Origin of the sequence: Dawidia cretensis (genome assembly GCF_018598175.1) — a bacterium.
In the GTDB taxonomy this organism is placed as follows: domain Bacteria; phylum Bacteroidota; class Bacteroidia; order Cytophagales; family Cyclobacteriaceae; genus Ohtaekwangia; species Ohtaekwangia cretensis.
Genome location: NZ_JAHESE010000011.1, coordinates 64,083 through 86,095, shown reverse-complemented (window position 1 = coordinate 86,095; position 22,013 = coordinate 64,083). Strand labels below are relative to the sequence as shown.

The 22,013-nt window shown below is 54.3% G+C and carries 19 protein-coding genes; 9 read left to right on the top strand and 10 right to left on the bottom strand.

What is annotated here, in order from left to right; genetic code table 11:
- Positions 1 to 52: 52 nt before the first annotated feature.
- Positions 53 to 2,362 (bottom strand): hypothetical protein, encoded by a 2,310-nt coding sequence (locus tag KK062_RS13120; protein WP_254084759.1) that lies wholly within the window; start codon positions 2,360 to 2,362, stop codon positions 53 to 55.
- A gap of 159 nt (positions 2,363 to 2,521) precedes the next feature.
- On the opposite strand from KK062_RS13120, the gene KK062_RS13115 reads away from it, so the two are divergent.
- Positions 2,522 to 4,276, top strand: coding sequence for an ABC transporter ATP-binding protein (locus KK062_RS13115; protein WP_254084758.1), 1,755 nt, complete (start codon positions 2,522 to 2,524; stop codon positions 4,274 to 4,276).
- Here the strand turns inward: KK062_RS13115 and KK062_RS13110 are convergent.
- Both KK062_RS13110 and KK062_RS13105 read right to left on the bottom strand, forming a co-directional pair.
- Positions 4,273 to 5,145, bottom strand: a complete 873-nt coding sequence (locus KK062_RS13110) for a mechanosensitive ion channel family protein (protein ID WP_254084757.1) — start codon at positions 5,143 to 5,145, stop codon at positions 4,273 to 4,275. The two genes, KK062_RS13115 and KK062_RS13110, sit on opposite strands and share 4 nt — an antisense overlap.
- A gap of 52 nt (positions 5,146 to 5,197) precedes the next feature.
- On the bottom strand, positions 5,198 to 5,473 hold the full coding sequence (locus KK062_RS13105) for a SemiSWEET family sugar transporter (protein WP_254084756.1): 276 nt from the start codon (positions 5,471 to 5,473) through the stop codon (positions 5,198 to 5,200).
- A gap of 211 nt (positions 5,474 to 5,684) precedes the next feature.
- Here KK062_RS13105 and KK062_RS13100 point away from each other — a divergent pair, with 211 nt between their 5' ends.
- From KK062_RS13100 to KK062_RS13080, 5 genes are all read left to right on the top strand, one after another.
- The gene (locus tag KK062_RS13100; protein WP_254084755.1) at positions 5,685 to 6,212 is read left to right on the top strand and encodes a hypothetical protein; all 528 of its coding nucleotides are present in this window, start codon (positions 5,685 to 5,687) and stop codon (positions 6,210 to 6,212) included.
- Positions 6,213 to 6,314: 102 nt separating this feature from the next.
- Complete coding sequence (locus KK062_RS13095; protein WP_254084754.1) at positions 6,315 to 6,689, top strand: hypothetical protein; 375 nt, start codon at positions 6,315 to 6,317, stop codon at positions 6,687 to 6,689.
- 152 nt (positions 6,690 to 6,841) lie between these two features.
- A complete protein-coding gene (locus tag KK062_RS13090) occupies positions 6,842 to 7,663 on the top strand; it encodes a PorV/PorQ family protein (RefSeq protein ID WP_254084753.1) in 822 nt (273 codons plus the stop codon).
- Positions 7,660 to 9,696 carry a ComEA family DNA-binding protein gene (locus KK062_RS13085; protein WP_254084752.1) on the top strand — a complete coding sequence of 679 codons (2,037 nt, stop codon included), beginning with the start codon at positions 7,660 to 7,662 and terminating at the stop codon, positions 9,694 to 9,696. The genes KK062_RS13090 and KK062_RS13085 overlap by 4 nt, the downstream gene beginning before the upstream one ends.
- A 37-nt stretch (positions 9,697 to 9,733) precedes the next feature.
- Entirely contained in the window at positions 9,734 to 10,363 is a 630-nt protein-coding gene (locus tag KK062_RS13080) for an NUDIX hydrolase (protein WP_254084751.1), read from the top strand.
- A 21-nt stretch (positions 10,364 to 10,384) separates the two neighbouring features.
- On the opposite strand, the gene KK062_RS13075 is transcribed toward KK062_RS13080, so the two are convergent.
- Positions 10,385 to 11,527 (bottom strand): ferredoxin--NADP reductase, encoded by a 1,143-nt coding sequence (locus tag KK062_RS13075; RefSeq protein ID WP_254084750.1) that lies wholly within the window; start codon positions 11,525 to 11,527, stop codon positions 10,385 to 10,387.
- A gap of 138 nt (positions 11,528 to 11,665) precedes the next feature.
- Between KK062_RS13075 and purB the strand changes: the two genes are divergently transcribed.
- Positions 11,666 to 13,003 (top strand): adenylosuccinate lyase, encoded by a 1,338-nt coding sequence (gene purB / locus KK062_RS13070; RefSeq protein ID WP_254084749.1) that lies wholly within the window; start codon positions 11,666 to 11,668, stop codon positions 13,001 to 13,003.
- Positions 13,004 to 13,072: 69 nt separating this feature from the next.
- Here purB and KK062_RS13065 read toward each other — a convergent pair whose 3' ends face one another.
- The 6 genes from KK062_RS13065 to KK062_RS13040 form a co-directional block, all read right to left on the bottom strand.
- Positions 13,073 to 14,545: a TolC family protein gene (locus tag KK062_RS13065; RefSeq protein ID WP_254084748.1), complete on the bottom strand. Its 1,473-nt coding sequence runs from the start codon at positions 14,543 to 14,545 to the stop codon at positions 13,073 to 13,075.
- Positions 14,538 to 15,905 carry an ABC transporter permease gene (locus KK062_RS13060; RefSeq protein WP_254084747.1) on the bottom strand — a complete coding sequence of 456 codons (1,368 nt, stop codon included), beginning with the start codon at positions 15,903 to 15,905 and terminating at the stop codon, positions 14,538 to 14,540. Before KK062_RS13060 ends, KK062_RS13065 begins: the two co-directional genes overlap by 8 nt.
- A 23-nt stretch (positions 15,906 to 15,928) precedes the next feature.
- Positions 15,929 to 17,266 carry an efflux RND transporter periplasmic adaptor subunit gene (locus tag KK062_RS13055; protein ID WP_254084746.1) on the bottom strand — a complete coding sequence of 446 codons (1,338 nt, stop codon included), beginning with the start codon at positions 17,264 to 17,266 and terminating at the stop codon, positions 15,929 to 15,931.
- 191 nt (positions 17,267 to 17,457) lie between these two features.
- A complete protein-coding gene (locus KK062_RS13050) occupies positions 17,458 to 18,711 on the bottom strand; it encodes a hypothetical protein (RefSeq protein WP_254084745.1) in 1,254 nt (417 codons plus the stop codon).
- A gap of 34 nt (positions 18,712 to 18,745) precedes the next feature.
- Entirely contained in the window at positions 18,746 to 19,627 is an 882-nt protein-coding gene (locus KK062_RS13045; RefSeq protein WP_254084744.1) for an anti-sigma factor family protein, read from the bottom strand.
- Positions 19,617 to 20,339, bottom strand: a complete 723-nt coding sequence (locus tag KK062_RS13040) for an RNA polymerase sigma factor (protein WP_254084743.1) — start codon at positions 20,337 to 20,339, stop codon at positions 19,617 to 19,619. Before KK062_RS13040 ends, KK062_RS13045 begins: the two co-directional genes overlap by 11 nt.
- A 58-nt stretch (positions 20,340 to 20,397) precedes the next feature.
- Between KK062_RS13040 and KK062_RS13035 the strand changes: the two genes are divergently transcribed.
- Positions 20,398 to 21,168, top strand: coding sequence for a class I SAM-dependent methyltransferase (locus tag KK062_RS13035; RefSeq protein ID WP_254084742.1), 771 nt, complete (start codon positions 20,398 to 20,400; stop codon positions 21,166 to 21,168).
- Between the two features lie 4 nt (positions 21,169 to 21,172).
- Positions 21,173 to 22,009: a formyltetrahydrofolate deformylase gene (gene purU / locus KK062_RS13030; RefSeq protein ID WP_254084741.1), complete on the top strand. Its 837-nt coding sequence runs from the start codon at positions 21,173 to 21,175 to the stop codon at positions 22,007 to 22,009.
- Positions 22,010 to 22,013 lie beyond the last annotated feature (4 nt).

The following is a 22,013-nucleotide window of genomic DNA, read 5'->3' as shown; positions in this document are numbered from 1 at the left end:
TTGGGGAAACTTTAGTTTCTCAACCGATCGCGTCGATAAATGGCAAAAGGATTTAGTGTACGATGCCCACCCGCAACGCCCGAAGGCCTGAAATTCCCTGTAGGTCTTCCACGTCAAAGTGCTCAACGCTTACATCCAGCAATCGCCGGGCTTGTAACTGCCCAATGAAGTGGCGGTACTCCTGTTCCTCTTCGTCGTTGGAACATACAATGGTCATAAACCCAGGCTGTGTAATCCGTTCATTTGTACCCTTGCGATGAGCCTTGTCAATACGTTTCTTGACGATCTCAAAGCGAGCGTTATAGCTGCCGTCTACGTCAAAGCGCTTTTCGTCCAGGCGGAAACGTATCGACAACGTGCTGTGGTGCGCCAGCACCAGTGTTGTCACTTCCAGCGGCGTACGGAGCAGGGGTTTTACCTGGTGATACGCGGCCTCCATTTCGCACAGCACTTGCAGTTGCCACAACCGAAGCGCTTGCAGCTTGCGTACATCAAACACCTGTTTCGGCGCAATGCAGGGACCGATATACAGATTGTGCTCAACCCCATCGGTCTTAAAGCGTTCGTAGTAATGTGGGAAAATGGCCTGCGCTTCCTTTTGCCGGCTATCCAATATGCCCGCCACGGTGTCATTGATCATGGCTACCGTGTTCTCATACCGGCGGCGCCAGGCGTGGAAGCTACCTTGTGCTTTGTCCGTATCACGAAAATATTGCTGTATAAACGGCAGGACTTCGGGCGCGGACAGCTCGCGCAGGCGCGGGTGAATATTTTCTTCCAGGTAATGCTGAATGTATTGCTCCGTATCGGCCAGCAAGGTCCCCTCCAGATCGCCCAGCAGCGTCCGCACGGTCTGACCCTCGGAAGTAAGCTCCGGCGCTTTGCCGGGACGATTGCCGATAGCGTCCAGCAGCAACACCAACGTCTGCAACTGCTGCTGCAAGTCACGTTGAATACTACTGTTACGCGCCTCCGAAGAGCCGCGAATGTCCAGCTGCCCATACAGCGGGTGTACCTCGGGAAAGATGATTTCTTGCAGTTTATATTCTTTCCCAATCATTTGCGCATCGATATACCGCTCAGCCTCCTCCTGGAATTTCCAATGCACACTGCCATGAATCGCCGTATACTTCTCCTGGATCACGGCTTGTACCTGATTCTGAAATTGGGCCACCAACCGTTCGACCGTATCCGTTAAGTACGGCAAAATAATATCGAGCTTGTTGGCATTGATGCTGTTCAGCCGGCGAGGCTTGGGACATACCAATTCCAGTATACCCAGCAACTGACCGTTCTTGGCAACGGGTGCCAGAATAAAGCTGTTCATATTTCGGTATAACAGTCGGTCGGCAATGAGCCCCTCCGTTTGGGTGCCCTGAAACACCGTCGTGTCCGACGCTGCCACGTATACATTCTCGTTGGCCAATGCCTGGTACACTGCTTCCCCCAACACCGCGCGCGCATCCTCGTCCTGGCCTTCCGGCAACAGAAAGCTTTTCATCTGCTTGCCAAAAGCACACGGCGACAACAACCCATCTTCAGGTGTATAGAGTGTAAAACCAATTTGCAGGTCGGGTATACGGTAGATGGACCGGAAGATCGTCGCCGTGCTGTCCTGGAAGCCTGCGTGATAAAGCCCCAACAGATTTTCCTTGAAGGTCGACACCGCGCTCTCGACAGTGGCATCGAACAGGTTGAGAAGCGAAAAGCCCCGTAACAACCAGGTTTGCGGCGGAAACTTTGCTTTCCACAACGCCAGGTCGTGGTAGTTGTTCAGCAGCAAGTCAATATCCTCGGGGGTAATCGGCAACGAGTTTTCCGTAGGCACGATGTCCAGGAAGTCGGCATTCGCCAGGATGCGGTAATGACGCATGACGCCGTCCGCCGCAGGAATGTCGTAGAACAGTGGCGGACCAAAGTCCAGCTGTGTGCCATAATATTGATTTAGTATGATGCAGCAGCTCATGACATAGAACTGGTGCTCGTCGAAGTCGCGAATGTAAGTCGAAAAGGATGGACCCGCAGCATGCAGGATCTTGCCAAAGCGTTCGGTAAGATTGAAGAACACGTTGGAATAAGGCAGTCCGACCGCTTTGATCTCGTTTTGAGTGAGCGCCTCGGGAAAGAGGTCGTGCAACAATTCGCGGATCAGGCCCTCGTGCCGCTTCAACTGCTCCTCTTGCGTGATCCCCTCACGCAGCTCCGGCGCCTCCGCGTTCACCCGGCGCAGCAGGTCTCCAGCCGCCGCAGCTGCCTCCGGATGTTGAGTGTCCTGCGCGGTCTTCTCGAGCCCTTCAATAACGCTATGAAAAGACAATTGCAACTTAAAGGGGGTACCGTCCGCGGGAAAATCGAGCATCATATGGTAAAGATAGCAATACTCAACGTTTGCCTGAGCCTGCAGGTTGTAGCACAAACGAGATGCAGACAAAAAACACCAAAAAAAATCGATGACCAGACTAAACTATCCGGGCTAGCGTCTATGTTAGCATTGCGTCATCTGAAGTAAACCCTGCACTGCATGTCCACCACAAAGCCGAAAGCCAAAAACAAAGTATCCATTGCCCATGTTTTCAAAACTATCGTCTGGCCACGCCGCAAGGCACTGGCTGTTGGTCTGGTGTTGATCATCATCAGCCGCATGGCGGGACTTGTCCTGCCCGGCGCGACGAAATACCTCATGGACGACGTCATCGCCAAGCATGACCTGGAGATGTTGAAGTGGTTGCTCATCATTGTAACAGCCTCTATCACTGTGCAGTCGGTAACGTCCTTTGTGCTGACCAACCTGCTCAGCGTCGAGGCACAACGACTCATTTCGGTGCTGCGCGCCAACGTGCAAAAACAAATCCTGCGACTGCCCATCAGTTTCTTTGACAACACGAAATCGGGTGTACTGGTATCGCGAATCATGACCGACGTCGAGGGCGTCCGCAACCTGGTGGGCACCGGCCTGGTACAAATGGTCGGGGGCATTCTGACCGCCGTGATCTCCCTGGTGCTCTTGATAAAGATCAGCGCAGAAATGACGTTTTACGTGCTGGTTCCGGTCGCGATCTTCGGCTTTATTTCACTCAAAGCCTTTTCCTTAATACGCCCCATATTCCGCGAGCGCGGCAAGCTGAATGCAGACGTAACAGGCCGCCTGACCGAAACATTGAACGGCGTGCGGGTGATCAAAGGCTTTAATGCCGAGGCACAGGAAATCAAGACCTTCGAAAAAGGCGTAGAATCACTTTTCGAAAACGTACGCAAGACCCTTACCTCTACCAGCCTCGTCACCAGCTCGGCAACGTTTCTCCTGGGGCTGGCCAGCATTGGCATCATGGGCCTCAGCGGATACCGCATCATTGAAGGCTCCATGACTCCCGGCGACTTTCTTTCTTTCACATTATACCTGGGCTTCATGATCGCCCCCATCGTACAGATGAGCAACATCGGCAGTCAGTTGACAGAGGCCTTTGCCGGACTGGACCGCACCGAGGAGATCATGAATATGGACCCCGAAGACGACGGCACGATCCGTACTGTTCAAATCGAAAACATCACAGGCGACATCTCTTTTCACAACGTATCCTTTGCCTACGAAGAAGGTAAAACGGTATTGAAAGACATCAGTTTTAATGCTCCGGCGGGTTCCGTGACAGCGCTTGTCGGCACCTCCGGCTCCGGCAAGACCACCATTGCCGGCCTGGCGGCATCGTTCCTGAACCCCGCACAGGGCGAGGTGACCATCGACGGCATCGACCTGGCTACCGTCTCCCTCAACAGCTACCGCGGCAACCTGGGCGTGGTGTTACAAGATGATTTTCTTTTCGAAGGCACCATTCGCGAGAACATCCGCTTTCCCCGTCCCCAGGCGACGGACGAAGCGCTCTTGCCCGCCGCCAAAGCAGCACACGTGCTCGAATTTACAGACCGGTTTGAAGCCGGACTCGACACCGTTATTGGCGAGCGTGGCGTAAAGCTCTCCGGTGGACAGCGTCAGCGTGTAGCCATTGCCCGGGCCATCTTAGCCAACCCGCGCATTCTCATCCTCGACGAGGCCACGTCTAACCTCGACACGGAAAGCGAGTCACTCATACAGGAAAGTCTGAAAAGCCTCATGAAAGGGCGCACGACATTTGTCATTGCTCACCGCCTCAGCACCATTCGCCAGGCCGACCAGATCCTGGTCGTCGAGCACGGACAGATCGTGGAGCGCGGACGTCACGACGCGCTGATCGAAAAGAGCGGACGTTACTTCGAACTGTACACCTACCAGGCGCGGATCTAACCTGCCTTGGGTGGCGTCGGGCTGGGCTGGCCGGGGGTCTTCACGTCGTATATTTTGTATTTGGCAAACAGGCGATAGATTGCCAGGATCGCCTGGTGACGCGCCTTCATATATTCCTGGGGCTCTTTATTGTCCGTCCAGAAAGCCACGTATAGCTTGATCTTCGGGTCGTCGATCGCTGAAAAATATACCTCCACGTTACGAATTGATTCTCCTTCGCCCGGATGCGCCAGCGTCTCACGGAGCTGCTGCTCGATCACGGCGATGTCGAATGTATTGACAACGGAAAACTCCAGCTCCACGCGGCGCTCCTGTGTAAGCGAGTAGTTGATGATCGGTTTTTGAAAGATCTCTTTATTCGGAATGATCACATGCAAACCGGCAAACGTACGTAGCGTTGTCGATCGTAGCCGTATCTCCTGAACCGTGCCGATGAAGCCGTTGGTCTCCACGGTATGGCCAATCTCAAAAGGTTTTTTGAAAGCGATGAACGCTCCGGAAATAAAATTCGCAGTGAGATCCTGAAAGGCAAACCCCAGGGCAAGGCCGATGATGCCGACACCCGCCAGCAGCGAGGACACCGTTTTCTCCAGCTGCATCACGTCGAGCGCCGTCATAATGCCGAAAATGATGACCAACGAGTACACGATACCGGCCACCAGGCTTGCCACCGACTCGCTCTTGGACATCCGCAGCACGAGGCGGTGAGCAAATTTTCGTATGAAACGGGCGATGAAAACAAATGCCACCAACGCCAGGATAGCCAACACAAAGTTGGGAAGCATTTGCACGAAATATACCCACCAGCGGGTAAGCTTTTCCTGAATCAGCGAGAAGCCGTGTTCAAGGTTGATCTCTTTTTCTTTCATGAGAGGGTTGTATTTTGACAGAGACCCTGAAAAATATGATGCCGCCCCGCATTCAGGATTGCGGTTTACGATACTTTACGCTTAAAATAATGACGGATATGTTGAGCGCCGCCGAGGCAATGTTGGTCAGGATAATGGGAAGATCACTACGCAAAACACCATAAGCGGTCCACAATCCAAGGCCCAGCAACAAGGTGAACAGGTAAAAGAGCGACAGCTGTTCAGCCCGCTTCTCCCGTATGATCTTGATCAACTGGGGCAAAAGGGATACCGCCGTACATACGCCCGCGGCAAGCCCGATAATCTGTATCCATGTTTCAGAAACCATACTGACCAATGTTATAAAAAGAGTGCCTGAAGGTATGGTTCGTCCGTTGAATGACATACCCGGGAGTGAGTACACCTATACTTTCATCGGGAGTAATACATCGATGAGAAGCATACATAGTAAAAATGTTTAAAGAAATCCCCCGATTTTTTCCTCAAGTGCCGAGATAATTAAGTACCTTTTCGGTACCTAAAAAATTACATTCACCGCTATGGCAAAAAAAGCAAAGAAAACTCCTAAGAAAGCTGCAAAGAAAACAGCGAAGAAAGCTGTCAAGAAAGCGGCGAAGGTAGCGAAGAAAGCTGCCAAGAAGGCCGTTAAGTCAGCTAAAAAAACCGCTAAGAAAGCTGCCGCTCCGGCGAAGAAAGCCGCTAAAAAGGGAGGGAAGCCAGTAAAGAAGACGGCAAAGAAAACAACGGCAACGGCAAAAAAGGCAGCGAAGAAAGTAACCACTTCCGCCAAGAAAGCCGCTCCGAAAAAGGCAGCCCCGAAGAAGGCCGCCAAAAAGAAGCCGACCTTCCTGAGCAAGGTAGCAACAAAGGCTAAGGACATCACGAAGAATGTGACGGAGACCGCTGCAGCCATTGGCAGCGCGGCAGCAGCCAAGGCTGTCGAAGTAAAAGACGCGATTGTCGAAACGGCAACCAACACCGTAGAGGCAATCCAGGAAAAAGTTGCCGACGCCAAGGAAGCTGCAGAGAACAAAAGCGACGAGCAGAAAAGTCTCTTCAACAGTTAATTGCTGTTCCTCCGACAGTACAGAGAAGCGATGGTTATGGACTATCGCTTTTTTTATTTTTATACCAACCAAGGGTAGGGCTACCCGCATTACCTTTGCCCCATGAACCGTATCCTTTTTCGCTGCCTGCCCGTCATTGTTCTCGTTGCTGCCGTCGCCTGTAGCCGCCCGACACCTTCCCTCGAAGGCCTGGATGCCGCCGCCTGGAAGGCCGACCGCCATGCCTGCCAGGGCATACGAGCAGCCGGCGTTGCCGCCCTCCATGAGCAGAAAAAAAGCTTCCTCGGCCTGAGCGAAATGCAGATCGTATCCGTCTTCGGTGCCCCCGATCGCAACGAGCTCTATAAACGCAACCAGAAATTCTACTACTACGACCTCCAGCCCTCAACGGACTGCCCGCACGCCACGGCCGACCCCCTCGCCCTGGTCATCCGTTTCAACGCCATGGGCCTCGCCAAAGAAATCAGCATCGAATAAGCTTTTCCTCTGCCTCCACCGACCTGAATTCATCCGCCTTCACACTATCGCCGAAAAAAAAATCAACTTTTTCACCAAACTCATACCCAGGTAAAACAACGGAATACCTAAAACTGCTATCTTCATCTCACTCGTTTTAACCAACTCCCGTTGTGAAAAAACCGTTGCTACTCCTCCTCGTAGCGTGGTCGTACCATGCCTGCGCTCAAAGCTCCATCACCGACATCGGCGCTCGCGCCCAGGGCCTGGGATATACCGCCAGTTGCCTGTCCGACGCCTGGTCTACCCTCAATAACCCCGCAGGCCTGGCCAAACAACAAAAGCCCATCGCGGCATGCACCTACGACGCCTTCGCCGGCTTCAGCCCGTTCAACCGGCTCGCAGCCGTCGTCGCCGTGCCAACAAGCGCGGGCACGATCGGCGCCGGCGTTTACCGCTTCGGCGACAATCTCTATAATGAGCATCTCCTCACGGCGGCCTTCGCCAACACCCTTGGCATCGCGTCCCTCGGCGGCCGCATACACTATATACAATACCACGCCGACGGCCTGGGCACACGCGGATTGATCAGCCTGAGCGTCGGCGGCATCACCCAACTAACCCCCAAACTCCTCGTAGGCGCGTACATCAACAACGTGCTTCAACCCACCGTAGACCGGGAAAACAACGAACAGCTTCCCACACGCCTCACTCTGGGCACTGGTATAACCCTTTCCGAAAATGTGCTTTGGACCGCCGAAGCTACCCAAGACCTGGGACACGCCACCACCTGGAAGACCGGACTGGAATATACCGTACAGCAAACATTCATCTTTCGTGCAGGCGTTAACCTCTCTCCCGACGCCTACTTTGCCGGCATGGGCTTCCGACGGCAACGCTTTCTGCTGGACTATGCCTTTCAACACCTCCCGGGCCTGGGCATGCGCCACCAGGCGGCTGTGGGGTATTATCTTTCTCAACCGACAACTCCGTGAGACCCATCCTTCTCATTATATATATCACGGCCGTTACGACAACCGTCGCGCAGGAATACCCACGTCCGGAAATCACGGCGGAGCAACTGGCCGAGGAGCTCGCCGGTATACCTTCTACAGATGAAGCCGCGGAAGCTATCGAAGAAAACATCGTGCAGTTATTATCACTTCCCACAGACCTCAATACCGCCACGGGCGACGACCTGATGGCCTATGGCATTCTTTCGCCGCAGCAAATCCAAGACTTGCTTACATACCGTACCCAACATGGTGACTTTCTCTCGATCTATGAGCTGCAAGCCGTTCCCGGCTTCGATCTTCCAACCCTGTATCACCTGGCGCACTATCTGCACGTTGCCCATCCTGCCGTCACGCCAGCCCTCACACCGCGCGAGGCGCTGCGCCAGCGGGAAAGCTATGTCCTGATGCGCTATGAGCAGGTGCTGGAAACCCGAAACGGCTTTCGTGACGACACGCCGCCCGACCAACAATTTCGGGGCAGCGCCGGGCGCCGTTCCCTACGCGTTCGTACGGTCCGTAAAGGCAACGTCCGCGCCGGTCTGTTGGCCGAGAATGACCCCGGTGAATCGCTTCACTGGCACCCCGGAAACAGGCAATACGGGCCGGATCACCTGTCCGGCTACCTCCAGCTACAACGTCGGGGCCGGTTGCAACAACTTGTGCTGGGTGACTACCAATTCCACTTTGGACAGGGCCTGGTGGCCGGCGGTGGCTTCAACCTCGGCCGTGGCACCGAGACTGTCACTGCCGTGCAACGCAACGCCGTTGGCTTGCGGCCCTACACCGCCGCGCAGGAAACGGGCTTTCTGCGCGGTATAGCAACTACCCTGGCATTAAACCGGCACACCACGGCCACCACCTTCTGTAGCCGGGCCTCACGCGACGGCAACCTGACCGACACGGCAACCGCCTCCCTCCCCACCACCGGCCTGCACCGCAACACGCGCGAGCTTACCACACGATACGCCTTGCAGCAAACCACTGGCGGCGCATCCGTACGGTATCAACGCGGCCGACTCGACGCAGGCGCGTTGTATACCTATACGCATTTCAGCCTGCCCGTTACCCGTGTCGCCACACTCTATAATCAATCTTATTTCACCGGTTCTCACTACCAAAACGTTAGCCTCCACCTGCGCTACACCTATACCCACCTGGCCGTTTTTGCCGAGGTCGCACGTTCCTTCCCGGGTGGTCTGGCCCACATAGCAGGCATGCTCGTCAGCCTCACCCCTGCCTTGGACATAGCAATACTCCACCGCCGCTATGCCGCTGATTATTATACACTCCAGGGCCATGCCTTTGGTCAAAGTAGTCAGCCCCGCAACGAAAGCGGCCTCTATACCGGGTGGAAATACCGCTTCAACCGACGCGTATCGGCTACCGGATATATGGATCTCTTTCGGTTCCCCTCCCTCCGCTACCGCAGCTATACTCCCGCCAATGGACACGAGTGGTTTATACGCATCACCTATCAGCCCGTCAAGACCACCACACTCTTTGCACAGCTTCGCGAAGAGGTAAATACCCGCAATCTCTCCGCGTTGGATACCAACCTGTATAGCACATCCGCCGGTATCAAACGAAATTATATACTTGCTTGCGACTATGCCGTCACCCGGACGCTACGCTTCAAAACCCGCCTGCAGGGCAGTGGTTATTCATTCGCCGGCAGTATCACGCACGGCATTGCCCTGGCCCAGGACGTGCGCCTCGACCGCGGACCGCTCACCATCACCGCCCGCTACGCGCTCTTCAACACCGACGACTATGACAACCGGCAGTACCTCTACGAAAACGACGTGTGGCTCGCCTCCTCGGTACCGGTATACGACGGACAAGGCGTCCGCCAGGTATTGCTGATCGAATACACCTTCACCCGACACCTGCGCGCCTGGCTGCGTTATGCGCATACGCGCTATGCCGATCGCGACGAGATCGGGGCGGGGCTGGACGCCATCAAAGGCCCCCGCCGCAACGAGATCAAAGTCCAGCTGGCCCTAACGTTCTGATGAACCTTTGGCTCCCGGCCGCGTATACCGGGGGGCAATGGTACACGACAATCTTTTAAACCTCGCCAAACGCGTCCGGAGCATTGCCGACGTGGGCCTGTTGTACAGCGGTCACAATCCCTACGACAAAGAACGATACCAAGAGCTCCAGGCCATCGCCCTGGAGCTGATGCACGAACTCACCAATACACCTATACCGGCGCTGCTCGAAGCCTTCCCACCAGTCCGCGACTATCCCACCGCCAAAGTGGATATCCGTGGGCTGGCCCTTTCTCCCGAAGGTGAAGTATTGCTCGTAAAAGAAAGCGCCGACGGCCGCTGGTCATTGCCAGGTGGCTGGGCTGACATCGGCTACACGCCAAAGGAAACGGTGGTAAAGGAATTTCGGGAAGAGACCGGCTTCGAAGTGATACCGGTCAGGCTGCTGGCCGTGTTCGACAAGAAGATGCACCCACATCCACCACAAGCGCACTACGTCTATAAAATGGTATTTCTCTGTCAGATCACCGGCGGCGCAAGACACGAGGCATTCGACGTACAGGACGTCAAATTCTTTGCACCAACAAACCTGCCGGCTGAATTTTCAGAGGAAAGAATTCTTCGGCAACAGATCGATCTGCTGATAAAAATAGCAAAAGATGAAGGGGCGCTGCCGTATTGTGATTAAGCAGGCAGGGCCGGCGAAATGCTAGCCGATCTCGATCACGACGTCGTCCGTCAGCGGGTGGCCTACGCACGTAAGCACATAGCCATCTGCACGCTCCGACTGCGACAGTCCTTCTTCTTCGTCGAGCTTAACCTTGCCTGACAGCGCCTTACCACGGCATGCCGTGCAAAGACCACTCTGGCATGAGTACGGCAAGTCGATGCCCTGATCGAGAGCAGACTGCAGAATAGTATCCTGTGGAGCAACGGTTACTTTAAACTCCTGGTTATCGTAGCGAATCGTCACCTCGCGGGTTTTGCTGCCTTCGCTACCCGGGGCGGCGGGTGCAACTTCACTTTGTTTATCCAGTACGCCTTGTACAAAGCTTTCCTTGAAGATCTTATCCTTGGCAATAGAATGGTCATGCAGCAGCGCTTCGACATTTTTCATCATGCCCTCCGGACCGCACATCAGGTACAGCGTCTTGTCGGCACCCCACGAAGGAATGCGTTCAAACAGCTTCACGAGCATTTCGCGGTTCAGCAGGCCGGAATAGCCCGTCCAGTTCATCGGGGCGGTATCCAGCACGTGAACGACCTGTAAACGGCCTTCGTAGCGCTCTTCCAACCGCTCCAGCTCAGCCCGGAAAATGATGCTGTCATGATCGCGGTTGCAGTAAATCAGCGACACAATGCTCTCAGGCTCCTGGTTCAATGTGCTTTTTACAATCGACATCATGGGTGTAATGCCCGAACCGCCGGAAAACAGTACCAGGTGGCGTTTGCGTTGGGCATCAAACTCCGTCGTAAACTGGCCCATGGGCTCCATGATGCGCAGCGTTTGCCCCACACGCAGGGTATCGGGCAGCCAGTTCGACATCAGGCCCTGGTCTACGCGTTTTACCGTAACAGCCAGGTCCGCGTCAACAAACGGCGACGAGCACAACGAATACGCGCGTCGTACTTCCTTGCCATTTACCGGCGCAATAAGTGTTAAAAACTGCCCTGATTTGTACGCTATAGGCTCGCCCGCAGCTTGCTCGAATACAATCGTAATCGCGTCGCGAGTTTCCTGAACAATATTTTTAATGCGAAGGTCGTAATAACGTGGCCCGGCATGGTGCTCTTCTTTTTTTACGGTCTTCGGCTCCTCTTTCTTATCCTTCTTAAAAAAACTAAATGCCATGGTCTGTCGCTTTCTGGTAAATAGGTATCGGGCCATACCCGGGTCAAAACCGTGCCCGCCTGTATTAAACGGCATATTCACGGCGCCAGCGCAAAAATAAGGAGGAAAAGCTTAATTTTGGTCTTTAATTATTGAACCGTGCAATTAAATCCGCTCACTGCCATCTCTCCTGTCGATGGCCGCTATTTCGAAACCGTAAAACCCCTCACTCCCTACTTCTCCGAGTTCGGCCTCATGCGCTACCGCGTACAGGTAGAGATCGAATACCTCATTTCACTCTCCGCAACGATTGGCGAGCTGGAAGACTTCCCGGTGCACATGCTGTCGGACATCCGCAAGATCTACAAGAATTTTACGGAGTTCCACGCCACCGATATCAAAGGGATCGAAAAGACGACCAACCACGACGTAAAAGCCGTGGAATATTTTATCAAGAAGCAATTTGAGAACTTAAAGCTCCAGGACTTCCAGGAATTTATACACTTCGGTCTGACCTCGCAAGATGTCAACAACACCGCCGTCCCCCTGCTGCTGAAGGACTTCCTCGAACGCGAATACCTGCCCGTACTGACCATGGTACAAAACCGGCTGTACGCCCTGGCCAAAGAATGGCAAGACATTCCGATGCTGGCCTTTACCCACGGTCAGCCCGCCTCCCCCACCCGCCTGGGCAAAGAGATACTGGTATTTGCCGTGCGACTGGAGAAACAGATCGCCCAGCTCAAAACCGTGCCCCACGCTGCCAAGTTTGGCGGTGCTACGGGTAATTTTAATGCGCATGCCGTAGCGTATCCCACCGTAGACTGGAACAAGTTTGCAGAAGAGTTCTGCCACCACCTGGGCCTGGTACGCAGCTACCCTACCACGCAGATCGAGCACTACGACAACATGGCCGCGCTGTTTGACAACCTCAAACGCATCAACACCATCCTCATTGACTTCTGCCGCGACACCTGGCAGTATATCTCCATGGGATATTTCAAGCAAAAGATCAAAGACGGCGAAGTGGGCTCATCAGCCATGCCGCACAAAGTAAACCCCATCGACTTCGAAAACGCCGAAGGAAACCTGGGCTACGCCAGTGCGATCTTTGAATATCTCTCCGGAAAACTGCCTATTTCACGTCTGCAACGCGACCTGACGGACTCCACGGTCCTTCGTAACGTCGGCGTGCCGCTGGCGCATACTTACATCGCCCTCCAATCCATTCTCAAAGGACTGGGCAAGGTGCAGCTCAACCAGGCAGCCATCGACCACGATCTGAACGAAAACTGGGCCGTGATAGCCGAAGCGATCCAAACCGTGCTGCGCCGCGAAGGATATCCGAAGCCTTACGAAGCACTGAAAGCATTGACCCGCAAAAACGAGAAGGTAACACAGGAAAGCATCGCCCAATTCATCGACAGTCTTGACATCAAGCCTGCCGTTAAGACCATGCTCAAGCAAATCACGCCGTTCAACTATATCGGCATCTAAAACGAGCGTGCGTGTGAGAGCGAATATATACACTGGTTTTTCTTCGCTCTCACACGCATGCTCACACTTCTACTGTGCCTGTCCCTCTTCTTTAAACAATAATTCTTTCCTGTAAAAATCATACAACGTTAAACGCCGTAAGTCGTAATACGCTACCCAAAATGATTTTAACGCTTGCAGGTAGCTGCGCTTGGCATCGTCTTTTTCGGTCAGCGCAATGTTCAGGTTGGTGATATCAATCTTGCCAATGAGGTAACGGTTCTGCGCCACGTTATACCGCTGGGCCGCGACGTCATCTGACTTGTGGGTAATTTCAATTTGCAACCGCAGCATCTCGAACTTCCGCACCTGTGTAATGACCGTCTGCTCAAAATCTACTTCATCTTGCGAAATGACATAGTCGCTAAGCTTCTTATTGGCCATCGCCGTGCGCATGCGGGCTTTATTACGTCCCCAATCCAGAATGGGTACATTGAGCGTCAGGTTGAACTGCTGCATTTGCTCAGGTCGCGTATAGATATCATTCAGCACAACACCATTGTTATTTAACCCGTAGGTAGCGCTAAGCTTGGTTTGAAAGCGTTGCCCCCGCGCCTGCGCCACATCGCGCTCGGCCTCCAGGCGCCGTCGCTCAAACGCTATAAACGCCGATCGGTTCTTGCGGGCATAATTCAGCGCGTCTTCGACCGAAACCTCAAACTGAGGGATCATCTCGGGCAATAGCAGGTCGTACGACTCGCTCTCCCGCAAGCCCATGTACGAGCGCAGCTCCAGCCGAGCCGTCTCCAGGTCCAGGCTTGCCTGCGCCACATCCTGCCGCGAACGCAACAGCTGTAATTCTACCTGCAACAGTTTATCCTGGGAGGTGGTACCGATGTTATACCGGCCTTGCTCGATCTTATAGATCGTGTCATTATTCGCCAGGTTGAACCGGGCGATCTGCACCCCAATCTGTGACTGTAGCACGTTAAAGAACATCTCCACGGCCTGGCTCGCCACCAGCTCCATCTGCTCCACATATTCGCGTCGTGACTCTTCGTAGCGCAGCGGCTCGGTCTTGCGGTCCCACCGCATCTGGTTGAAGCTGAATATCGGTTGATCGAGGCTGATGTTAAAGACGTTGCCCGTCCATTGCTCCGACAAGGTATTGAGATGGTAGTCTTTAAAGTATCCCAGGCTGGTATTCGCCGAGAGCGTGCCCCCCGTCCAGGGCAAGGGTTGGAACAATCCCATGCTGAGGCTGTTGTTCGTCTGCTCCACAGGGATATACCGATAGGTACCGTCTTCCTGAATGATCTGCGATACCTTCTTATAGTAGTTCGGCAAACTGCCGTCCAGCGACAGTTGCGGATTGAAGCTTGTACGGTACACGCGGTATTGCCAGTAGCTGGTCTCGAGACGCGTGTCGGCCTGCTTGGCTACCGGTGATTGTGCCTTCGACCGGGCGATGATGTCGTCCAGGGTATAGGCATTTTGGGCGTAGCTGCCGGGAAGTGCAAATCCTATCAGAAGGGCGAATAGGCAAAACGTTTGTTTATTCATAGCGCAAAGAAGCAATGGGGTCCTGGTTGGCGGCCTTGCGTGCCGGGGCGATACCAAAGATCAACCCGACAGTAGCCGCCACGCCAAAAGACAGTACAATAGATGCAAAACTGATAACGGTTGGGATGTCCGCAAACTCGGAAACCAGATACGCCAGTGAAACGCCCAGGATCACCCCCAGCACTCCCCCCGCGACACTGATCATAACGGCCTCAAACAAAAACTGCTGGATAACATCACTCTTCTTGGCGCCGATGGACAGCCGCAGGCCAATCTCCTTGATGCGTTCCAACACCGACGCCAGCATGATGTTCATTATACCAATTCCCCCTACCAACAACGATATACCAGCAATGGCCCCCAACACGTAATTAAAAATATCATTCGTACGCTGTTGTTGTTTCAGCAGCAATTCCGGAATCTCCACCTCGTAGTCGACAACATCGTAATGGCGGCGCTTCAGCATCCGCGCCAGTATATCCGCCGTGGGACCTAACAGATGCGTATCTTCCACCTGCACCACCAGGCGGTCGAGCTGGTGATAGTTCTTCCGTTCCAAACGCGTGGCTTCATCTTCGTCGGCCGCCGGCGCAACCACCATACCGGCACTGCGAAACATGTCGCGCTGCTGCATGCTCGGCGTCACCCGGTCGCGGTTCTTAAAACGTATCAATACGGACTGCAGTGGTGCATAAATATCCATGTTGAAGTCACGAATCCCCAACTTGCGCAGGCTGGTCTCCGACACGGCGCGCTCGCGCAGCACGCCCACTATCGTCAGCCACTGGTCGCCCACTTTAATGCGTTTACCGAGGGCATTTTCGGTGGGGAAGAACCGCGCCTTGATAGAATACCCGACAACGCACACCGCGGCACCGTTGATGCGGTCGTCGGCATTAAACATTTTTCCTTCTCCCAACTCCAGATTGTAGACGTTGAAATACGCCGGCTCCACCCCCACCAGCTTGGCCGAGCGGCGTACACCATCGCGAATCACATGGGTATCGAGAATGATCTCCGGACTTAATATGGTAATCCCCGGCACATTCTGCTCAATGTTGCGGACGTCGCGGACGGTGAGGCCGGGTGAGAACTTTCGTTTGTCTTGCTTGCCCTGCGTCTCTACTTTTTCTTCCTTCTGCTCGATGATGGGGCGTATCACGATGTTGTTGACACCCACAAGCTTGATCTGCGCCAGAATCTCCTGTTGCGCACCATTGCCAATCGCAAGCATGGCGATCACGGCCGCCACACCAAAGATAATCCCCAATGCCGTCAGCAGCGAGCGGACCTTGTTGGTCAGCACGGCACCAATCGCGACATATAGATTAGCAAGAACCCTGGGCGGAATCTGAAACATACACAAGGGGGTTAAGGGTTATATTACTGACGACCGCTCGGCGCTTCAGACGGTACACCCGCTTGTCGACGATCCAGGGTGCCTGGATTCCGACGGCGCTTGCCTTCCATTTCCTTCAACAGCAAGATCGACTCGTCTTCCATACCGGTAGGCACCGACAGAAACACGGGGGCATTGCGCGGAAGTCCGGCGAGCACCACGGCGTCGTTGGAGTTTGTCGCACCGATCATGACCTCCTGCTTGATAGTACGCATACCGTCGCGGGTAAAAACAAACGTGATCGTATCGGCCTGGCTATGCAGGCATTCCAGCGGTATATACAATACACTGTCCAGTACGTGGGCGACGATGCGATTGCTCGTGGTCATCGCCGGCCGCAACGCCGGGTCCGTGCCGCTGATCTCCACGCTTACTTCAAAGACCCGTGCATCGGAATTCGGACGCTGCTCGCCCACGTTGGCAACACGCATTACGGTACCCTTCAGTCTTTTATCCGGATACGCATCCAACCCAATCTCTACCGACTGACCCGCCTTCACCTTCCGTACGTCTACTTCGTTAACATACGTCTTCGACATCATCGTCGTGAGGTCGGGCAGTTTCGCCACCGACGGCTCCCACATATTGATCTGCGAGCCGGCACGAATCGGCTTGCCATCCCATCCCTTCTCATAGATCACCATACCATCTTCCGGAGCAATAACTTCGAAAGCCTGCATCATGGTCATCATGTCGCTGAATTCATTTTGCAGCTTGCGCATCTCGGCGCCCATCTGCCGCATCTTTTCCACGCTCTGCTGCCGTTTGATTTTATAGTTCTCCTGGGCCTGTATATACGCCCGCTCGGCCTTGTCCAGGCCGATCTCGTTCTGCTTGATAGTAGCCGGCGGCTCGTACTTGGATTGATTCAGCACGATCTGCCGCTCTTCGCGGTCGTACCGCAAGTTGACGAGCTCGTCGCGGGCCTGTTGCAGGGAAAGCGCTGTATCCAGTTGCTGTTGCACATATTGTGAGTTGGCCTTCTCCAGCTCGATCTGCTTTTCCCCATAACGCTTTTGAAACTCCGAGCGGTCCAGCGTGGCTACCCAGTCGCCTTTCTTCAGCACGGTGCCTTCTTCAATAATATCCTGTACGGTAATGTTCCAGATGTTAAAATCCCGCAGACGGGTGGGGCCTAAAATCTTGACAGAGTTCTTGGCTTCGAGCTCGCCGGTCGTTTCGATCTCGATGCGGAAGGTGCCTTGTTTGACATTCACGATGACATCGGCACCGCGTTGGCTCGACTTGCGGAAAAAAAAGAAACCTGCGGCCAATACGACGGCGGTAACTATACCTCCGACGATCAATAGTTTTTTGTTCATGGATCTCTAGCGACGGTTATTACAACTACGTAACAAACAATAACGGTCTTTTGCTGCAACTGGATACCTTTACTGCGACGGACGAAAGTTAGTCAATTCCGTGCAGAGTCCCAGCGCGAGACGGCGGTTACGTTGGATAGTCCGTGAACCGAAGCCCGATGGAGAGAAAACGTTAAAAACGGTTGGTTATGTTACTGAATGCTTCCTTTTTTCAGTATGAATTTCCCCAAAGCTGCATCTTTTGTAATCTTGCCCGCCTGATATTCTTTTAAAACACTACCCTTAATCGACACTTCCAGGGATGCGGGTATACCGCAATCAGGACATGGAGTGATGTTTACCTTAAAAATTAACGACTCGTCATTGCCCAATGCTTTCACGGTTCGTCCATATTCTAAAATATTTTCTTTCAGCTCCTCCTCAAAACGTGGGTATAGCTCCGCTACTTTTTTGTTGCGGGTCGGTAGGTCCACATCTTCCAGCCCCAGGGTGGGCACGTCAAAGCTGGTATAGCTGCGTTGGGTGGTACTCAGCGTTTGCATGTAGTACACCACGCCAAAGTCCCGCAGCCGGTCGAAATATACCTGCTGTTCAACAAAATAAGTCTTGGCCAGGTCCACACGGTACAACCGGGTAAAAATGCTTGAAAGCAGCTCCAGGTCGGGCTCAACGGTGCGCACCACTTCAGCATTGATCACCTTAATTTTATCCAACGCTTGCTGGCGCGTGCCTTTACCCTGTTTGTGTGATACCATATCACTCTTCGTGGCTTCCACCGATACATAAGCCACCGGCTGAGCCCCAAAGTATTGCCCCGCCAACGTGCGTGGCTGGTTGCCCTGGTTGGTTACAATGATCTTTTCTGAAGCAGGCAGCTGCGTAAAAATGTCGCTAAAATCCGCCATAAAGATCCTGGCTGCATCGATAATGCGTTGCGTATAGGCCTCCCGGGCACTGTCCAGGTCGGAACGGCGCTGGCGCGTCTTCGCATCCTCCAGCTTCACCACCTCTCTCGGATCGCGGGTTGTCGTCTCTGTCAGCGCCGGCACGCTGGTGGTGGCATAGTTGCGTGACCGCACGGTCATTGCCGGCTCGGAATAAATCCCATTGCCCCCACCCCCCATCAGCACGATGGGCAACAGGTAGCTCGACGGCATGGAAAACGTAAGGCCGTATCCCGATTGATAGCTTACCGACATCTCCAGCGGCACATAGGTCCGTTCATCAAACTGCTGTTTGATGAGCGTGGCCAGGATATTCTGGGCCAATTCCACTTCGCGACGCAGCTGGCTCTCATCCATAGGCTTCACATCGCCTGCGTGAGATATCTTTTCCTTTTGTGCCGAAACGCTGGCAATACCCAATACGAGCGCCAGGACTGTACAGGCCATGCGGCCGTGGAAAAACCAGGAAGAACGTGTACGGTTGAGAGGTTGTGACTTCATGATCATGCTTCGGATATTCGTAGTAGTCGTTCGTTTAATATTTTGTTTGCACCGCTACCGCCGGGTTGCCCTGACCATTCGGACCGCCCACCGAGGTGATGATGCTGGACAGTATCTGCTCGGTTTCTTGCTGGAAGACACCCGTATTCTGCTCCAACGCATAGAGGCGGCTTTGCACCACTTGCAGGTCGCTGGAGCGCTGCTGTTGCAGGTATTTTGAAAAGTCTACCAACAGGTTTTCGATATAGTCTTTTTGCTGCGTGGCCGAAAGCTGGAAATAATCTTTGACGACGCGCTGGTTCTCGGTTTGCACCTGGGCAATAAAATCCTGGACTTGCTGCTGCGAAGCCGTGGACGCTTCTTTCACCAGGTCGTTAATCCGACCCGAGTTGCTCGCCAGGCTGCGGCGAATGGAGGCATCCAATGCGTGCTGGTTCTCCTGCCAGCTGGCCTGCAGGGTCTGCGTATTCCGGGTCAGCGACGCATCGATCATCTGCTGCACTTCGCCGGCGGAAAGAGCCGGTGCGGCTGCCGCAGGCGCAGGTACAACGGCCGGGGCCGACGCCGGTGTCCCAAAGCTGATGCGGAACTCGTTGCCCGAAAAGCCGGCTTGCAGGCCCGTCAGCCGTCCCGCCAGCATGAGAATAAGCACCGAGGCCGCAATGCCGGCCACCACGCGCAACGCCGGTGTATTCCACACGATGCGTGGCGCACTGTCGCCCAACACAATGGGCGGTGCAATTACTTCCTTATCTTCCACGGTACCCATCAGTTGACGCAGGTGCCGGTAGTTATCCAGTTCCTGGCGGGCCTCGGGGTTCGTCCGGATATATTCGTCCATGCGAGCTTTCTCTGCAGCCTCCAGCTCGTCGTAGAGGTATGCCATCCAGGCATGCTGATCGGGTTTATAGCTCATAGCCAATCGTGTCTTTTGTAATTTTTTTCCGCTCCAGGATCTTCTTCAATCCATCCAATCCATAGTACATCCGCGATTTCACCGTGTTCTCTGAAATATTGAGCACCTCGGCGATCTCCCGGAATTTTAATCCTTCATATTCCTTCATGATCACCACCTCGCGCTGCTCCTCGCTCAGCTCGCACAACGCTTGCTGCAAAATGTCCGACAGCTCGGCGTGGCGGTATTGGCTCTCCGGGTTCGCAAACCGCTGCATCGTCGACTCCCATACGGGCGAATCTTCGGCCTCGCGATTCCAGACCACATCAAACGAGAGCGACCGGTTGCCCTTGTTGCGCCGTGCCTCCTCGCGACAGTAGTTCACGGCAATCTTGTACAGCCAGGATTTAAAGCGGGCAATGTCTTGCAATCCGGCCAGGTTCTTACACATGGAGATAAACGTCTTCTGCGAAACCTCCATGGCCAGGTCGTGGTCCAGGAAGAATTTGTAGCAAAAGTTATAGATGCGTTTATACCACAGTTGCACCAGCTTGCCTTGGGCATGCTGATCTCCTTGTCGCGCCCGGACTATCAGGTCGTCAGTATGCATGGTGGCAATCGCTGGTAAAGTTTCGGCCATGTCGTCTTGTTCCGGTTCAGGTGGCGGGATCTCCTGCCGCGTTCCTGCAGCAAGGGCTTGCCCCGATCCTGCTGTAAAGATGGGGCTTCCCACCAAAAAGTTTTAGTTCCCGTAAAAATTCAGCTCCCGACTTATCCTATCTTGCGGCCGCATGAAAAAAGTTATTTCCTGGCTAATCCGCTTCGTTCCCCGCAAGTATTTGCAACGGGTCGGCGGTTTTGGCCTGAAGGTGGTCGGCCTGTTCTACCGCGGTTCCGCTGTCACCTGCCCGGTTTGCAACACCTCCTACCGCACGTTTTTACCCTACGGCCGCATCAAGCCACGCCCGAATGCCCTGTGCCCGCAATGCCTGTCGCTGGAGCGCCACCGCCTTATCTGGCTGTACCTGCAAGACAAAACCACCTTTTTCACCGCCCCTCTCCGGGTGCTGCACATCGCCCCGGAGGCTTGTTTTATCCCCCGGTTCGAAAAACTGCACGGCGACCGCTACATCACCGGCGACATCGAGTCGCCGCTGGCCAAAGTGAAAATGGACATCCATGCCATTCCCTTTCCCGAAAATACCTTTGATGCCGTGCTCTGCAACCACGTGCTGGAGCACGTGCAGGACGACATCCAGGCCATGCGCGAAATCTGCCGCGTGCTGAAACCCGGCGGCTTTTCCATCATGCAGGTACCGTTGTTTGCGCCCATGGGCGACGTGACCATCGAAGATACGACGATCACCGATCCGCGCGAGCGCGAGCGGCTGTTTGGCCAGGATGACCACGTTCGCAAATACGGCCGTGACTATTCCCGCCGCATCGAGCGTGCCGGCCTGCGTGCCGTCGAAGACAACTTTGTGAACACCCTTTCCCGCGAGAAACAAAAGGCCTATGGCCTGGTGCCGGGAGAGATCATCTATACAGGTTTCAAGCCGTAACGTTATGGACGCCGGAATACTACTCATCCATTGCCCCGATCGCCCCGGATTGATTTACGCCATCACCCAGGTGATCTACCGCCACCAGCTTAACATCCTGGGCAACGGCGAGTTTGTCGAGCGCACTTACAATCACTTCTTTATGCGCACCGAATTCTCGGGCATCGTAGAAGAGACCGTCTTCCTGGAACAACTGCGGGAGATCCTTCCCGCAGATGCATTTATCAAACTGACGGCACAGCGCAAACGGGACATCGTCATTCTGGCCACCAAAGAGCACCACTGCCTCAGCGACCTGCTCATCCGCCATACCTTTCAAGAGCTCAACGCCAATATCCTCTGCGTGATCAGCAACCACCAAAACCTGGAAGACCTGACCCGCAAGTTTGACGTGCCATTTCATTATATACCGGCCGAAGGCAAAGACCGCGCAGCACACGAAGCCGAGGTGCTGGAAGTCATACAACAGTATAATCCCGAGTTCCTGGTACTGGCCAAGTATATGCGCATCCTCTCCCCGGCTTTCATCGGGCGCTTTACCCACCGCATCATCAATATTCACCACTCGTTCCTCCCCGCCTTTGTCGGCGCAAACCCGTACCAGCAGGCATACGACCGGGGGGTAAAAATCATCGGCGCCACCGCCCACTTCGTAAACGACAACCTCGACGAAGGGCCTATCATTGCCCAGAGCGTTATACCGGTAGCCCATAGCCACAGCGCGTGGGAAATGACGCAAGCCGGCCGCGATGTAGAGAAGATCGTGCTGGCGCGCTCGTTAAAACTCGTGTTTAACGACAGTGTGTTTGTTTATCGGAATAAGACCATCATCCTCGAATAACGCA

Excerpts from the sequence above, each read along its gene's own strand:
- KK062_RS13120 (WP_254084759.1), bottom strand. The coding sequence starts at position 2,362 with ATGATGCTCGATTTTCCCGCGGACGGTACCCCCTTTAAGTTGCAATTG.
- KK062_RS13115 (WP_254084758.1), top strand. The coding sequence starts at position 2,522 with ATGTCCACCACAAAGCCGAAAGCCAAAAACAAAGTATCCATTGCCCAT.
- KK062_RS13110 (WP_254084757.1), bottom strand. The coding sequence starts at position 5,145 with ATGAAAGAAAAAGAGATCAACCTTGAACACGGCTTCTCGCTGATTCAG.
- KK062_RS13105 (WP_254084756.1), bottom strand. The coding sequence starts at position 5,473 with ATGGTTTCTGAAACATGGATACAGATTATCGGGCTTGCCGCGGGCGTA.
- KK062_RS13100 (WP_254084755.1), top strand. The coding sequence starts at position 5,685 with ATGGCAAAAAAAGCAAAGAAAACTCCTAAGAAAGCTGCAAAGAAAACA.
- KK062_RS13095 (WP_254084754.1), top strand. The coding sequence starts at position 6,315 with ATGAACCGTATCCTTTTTCGCTGCCTGCCCGTCATTGTTCTCGTTGCT.
- KK062_RS13080 (WP_254084751.1), top strand. The coding sequence starts at position 9,734 with ATGGTACACGACAATCTTTTAAACCTCGCCAAACGCGTCCGGAGCATT.
- KK062_RS13075 (WP_254084750.1), bottom strand. The coding sequence starts at position 11,527 with ATGGCATTTAGTTTTTTTAAGAAGGATAAGAAAGAGGAGCCGAAGACC.
- KK062_RS13065 (WP_254084748.1), bottom strand. The coding sequence starts at position 14,545 with ATGAATAAACAAACGTTTTGCCTATTCGCCCTTCTGATAGGATTTGCA.
- KK062_RS13060 (WP_254084747.1), bottom strand. The coding sequence starts at position 15,905 with ATGTTTCAGATTCCGCCCAGGGTTCTTGCTAATCTATATGTCGCGATT.
- KK062_RS13055 (WP_254084746.1), bottom strand. The coding sequence starts at position 17,266 with ATGAACAAAAAACTATTGATCGTCGGAGGTATAGTTACCGCCGTCGTA.
- KK062_RS13050 (WP_254084745.1), bottom strand. The coding sequence starts at position 18,711 with ATGAAGTCACAACCTCTCAACCGTACACGTTCTTCCTGGTTTTTCCAC.
- KK062_RS13045 (WP_254084744.1), bottom strand. The coding sequence starts at position 19,627 with ATGAGCTATAAACCCGATCAGCATGCCTGGATGGCATACCTCTACGAC.
- KK062_RS13035 (WP_254084742.1), top strand. The coding sequence starts at position 20,398 with ATGAAAAAAGTTATTTCCTGGCTAATCCGCTTCGTTCCCCGCAAGTAT.
- purU (WP_254084741.1), top strand. The coding sequence starts at position 21,173 with ATGGACGCCGGAATACTACTCATCCATTGCCCCGATCGCCCCGGATTG.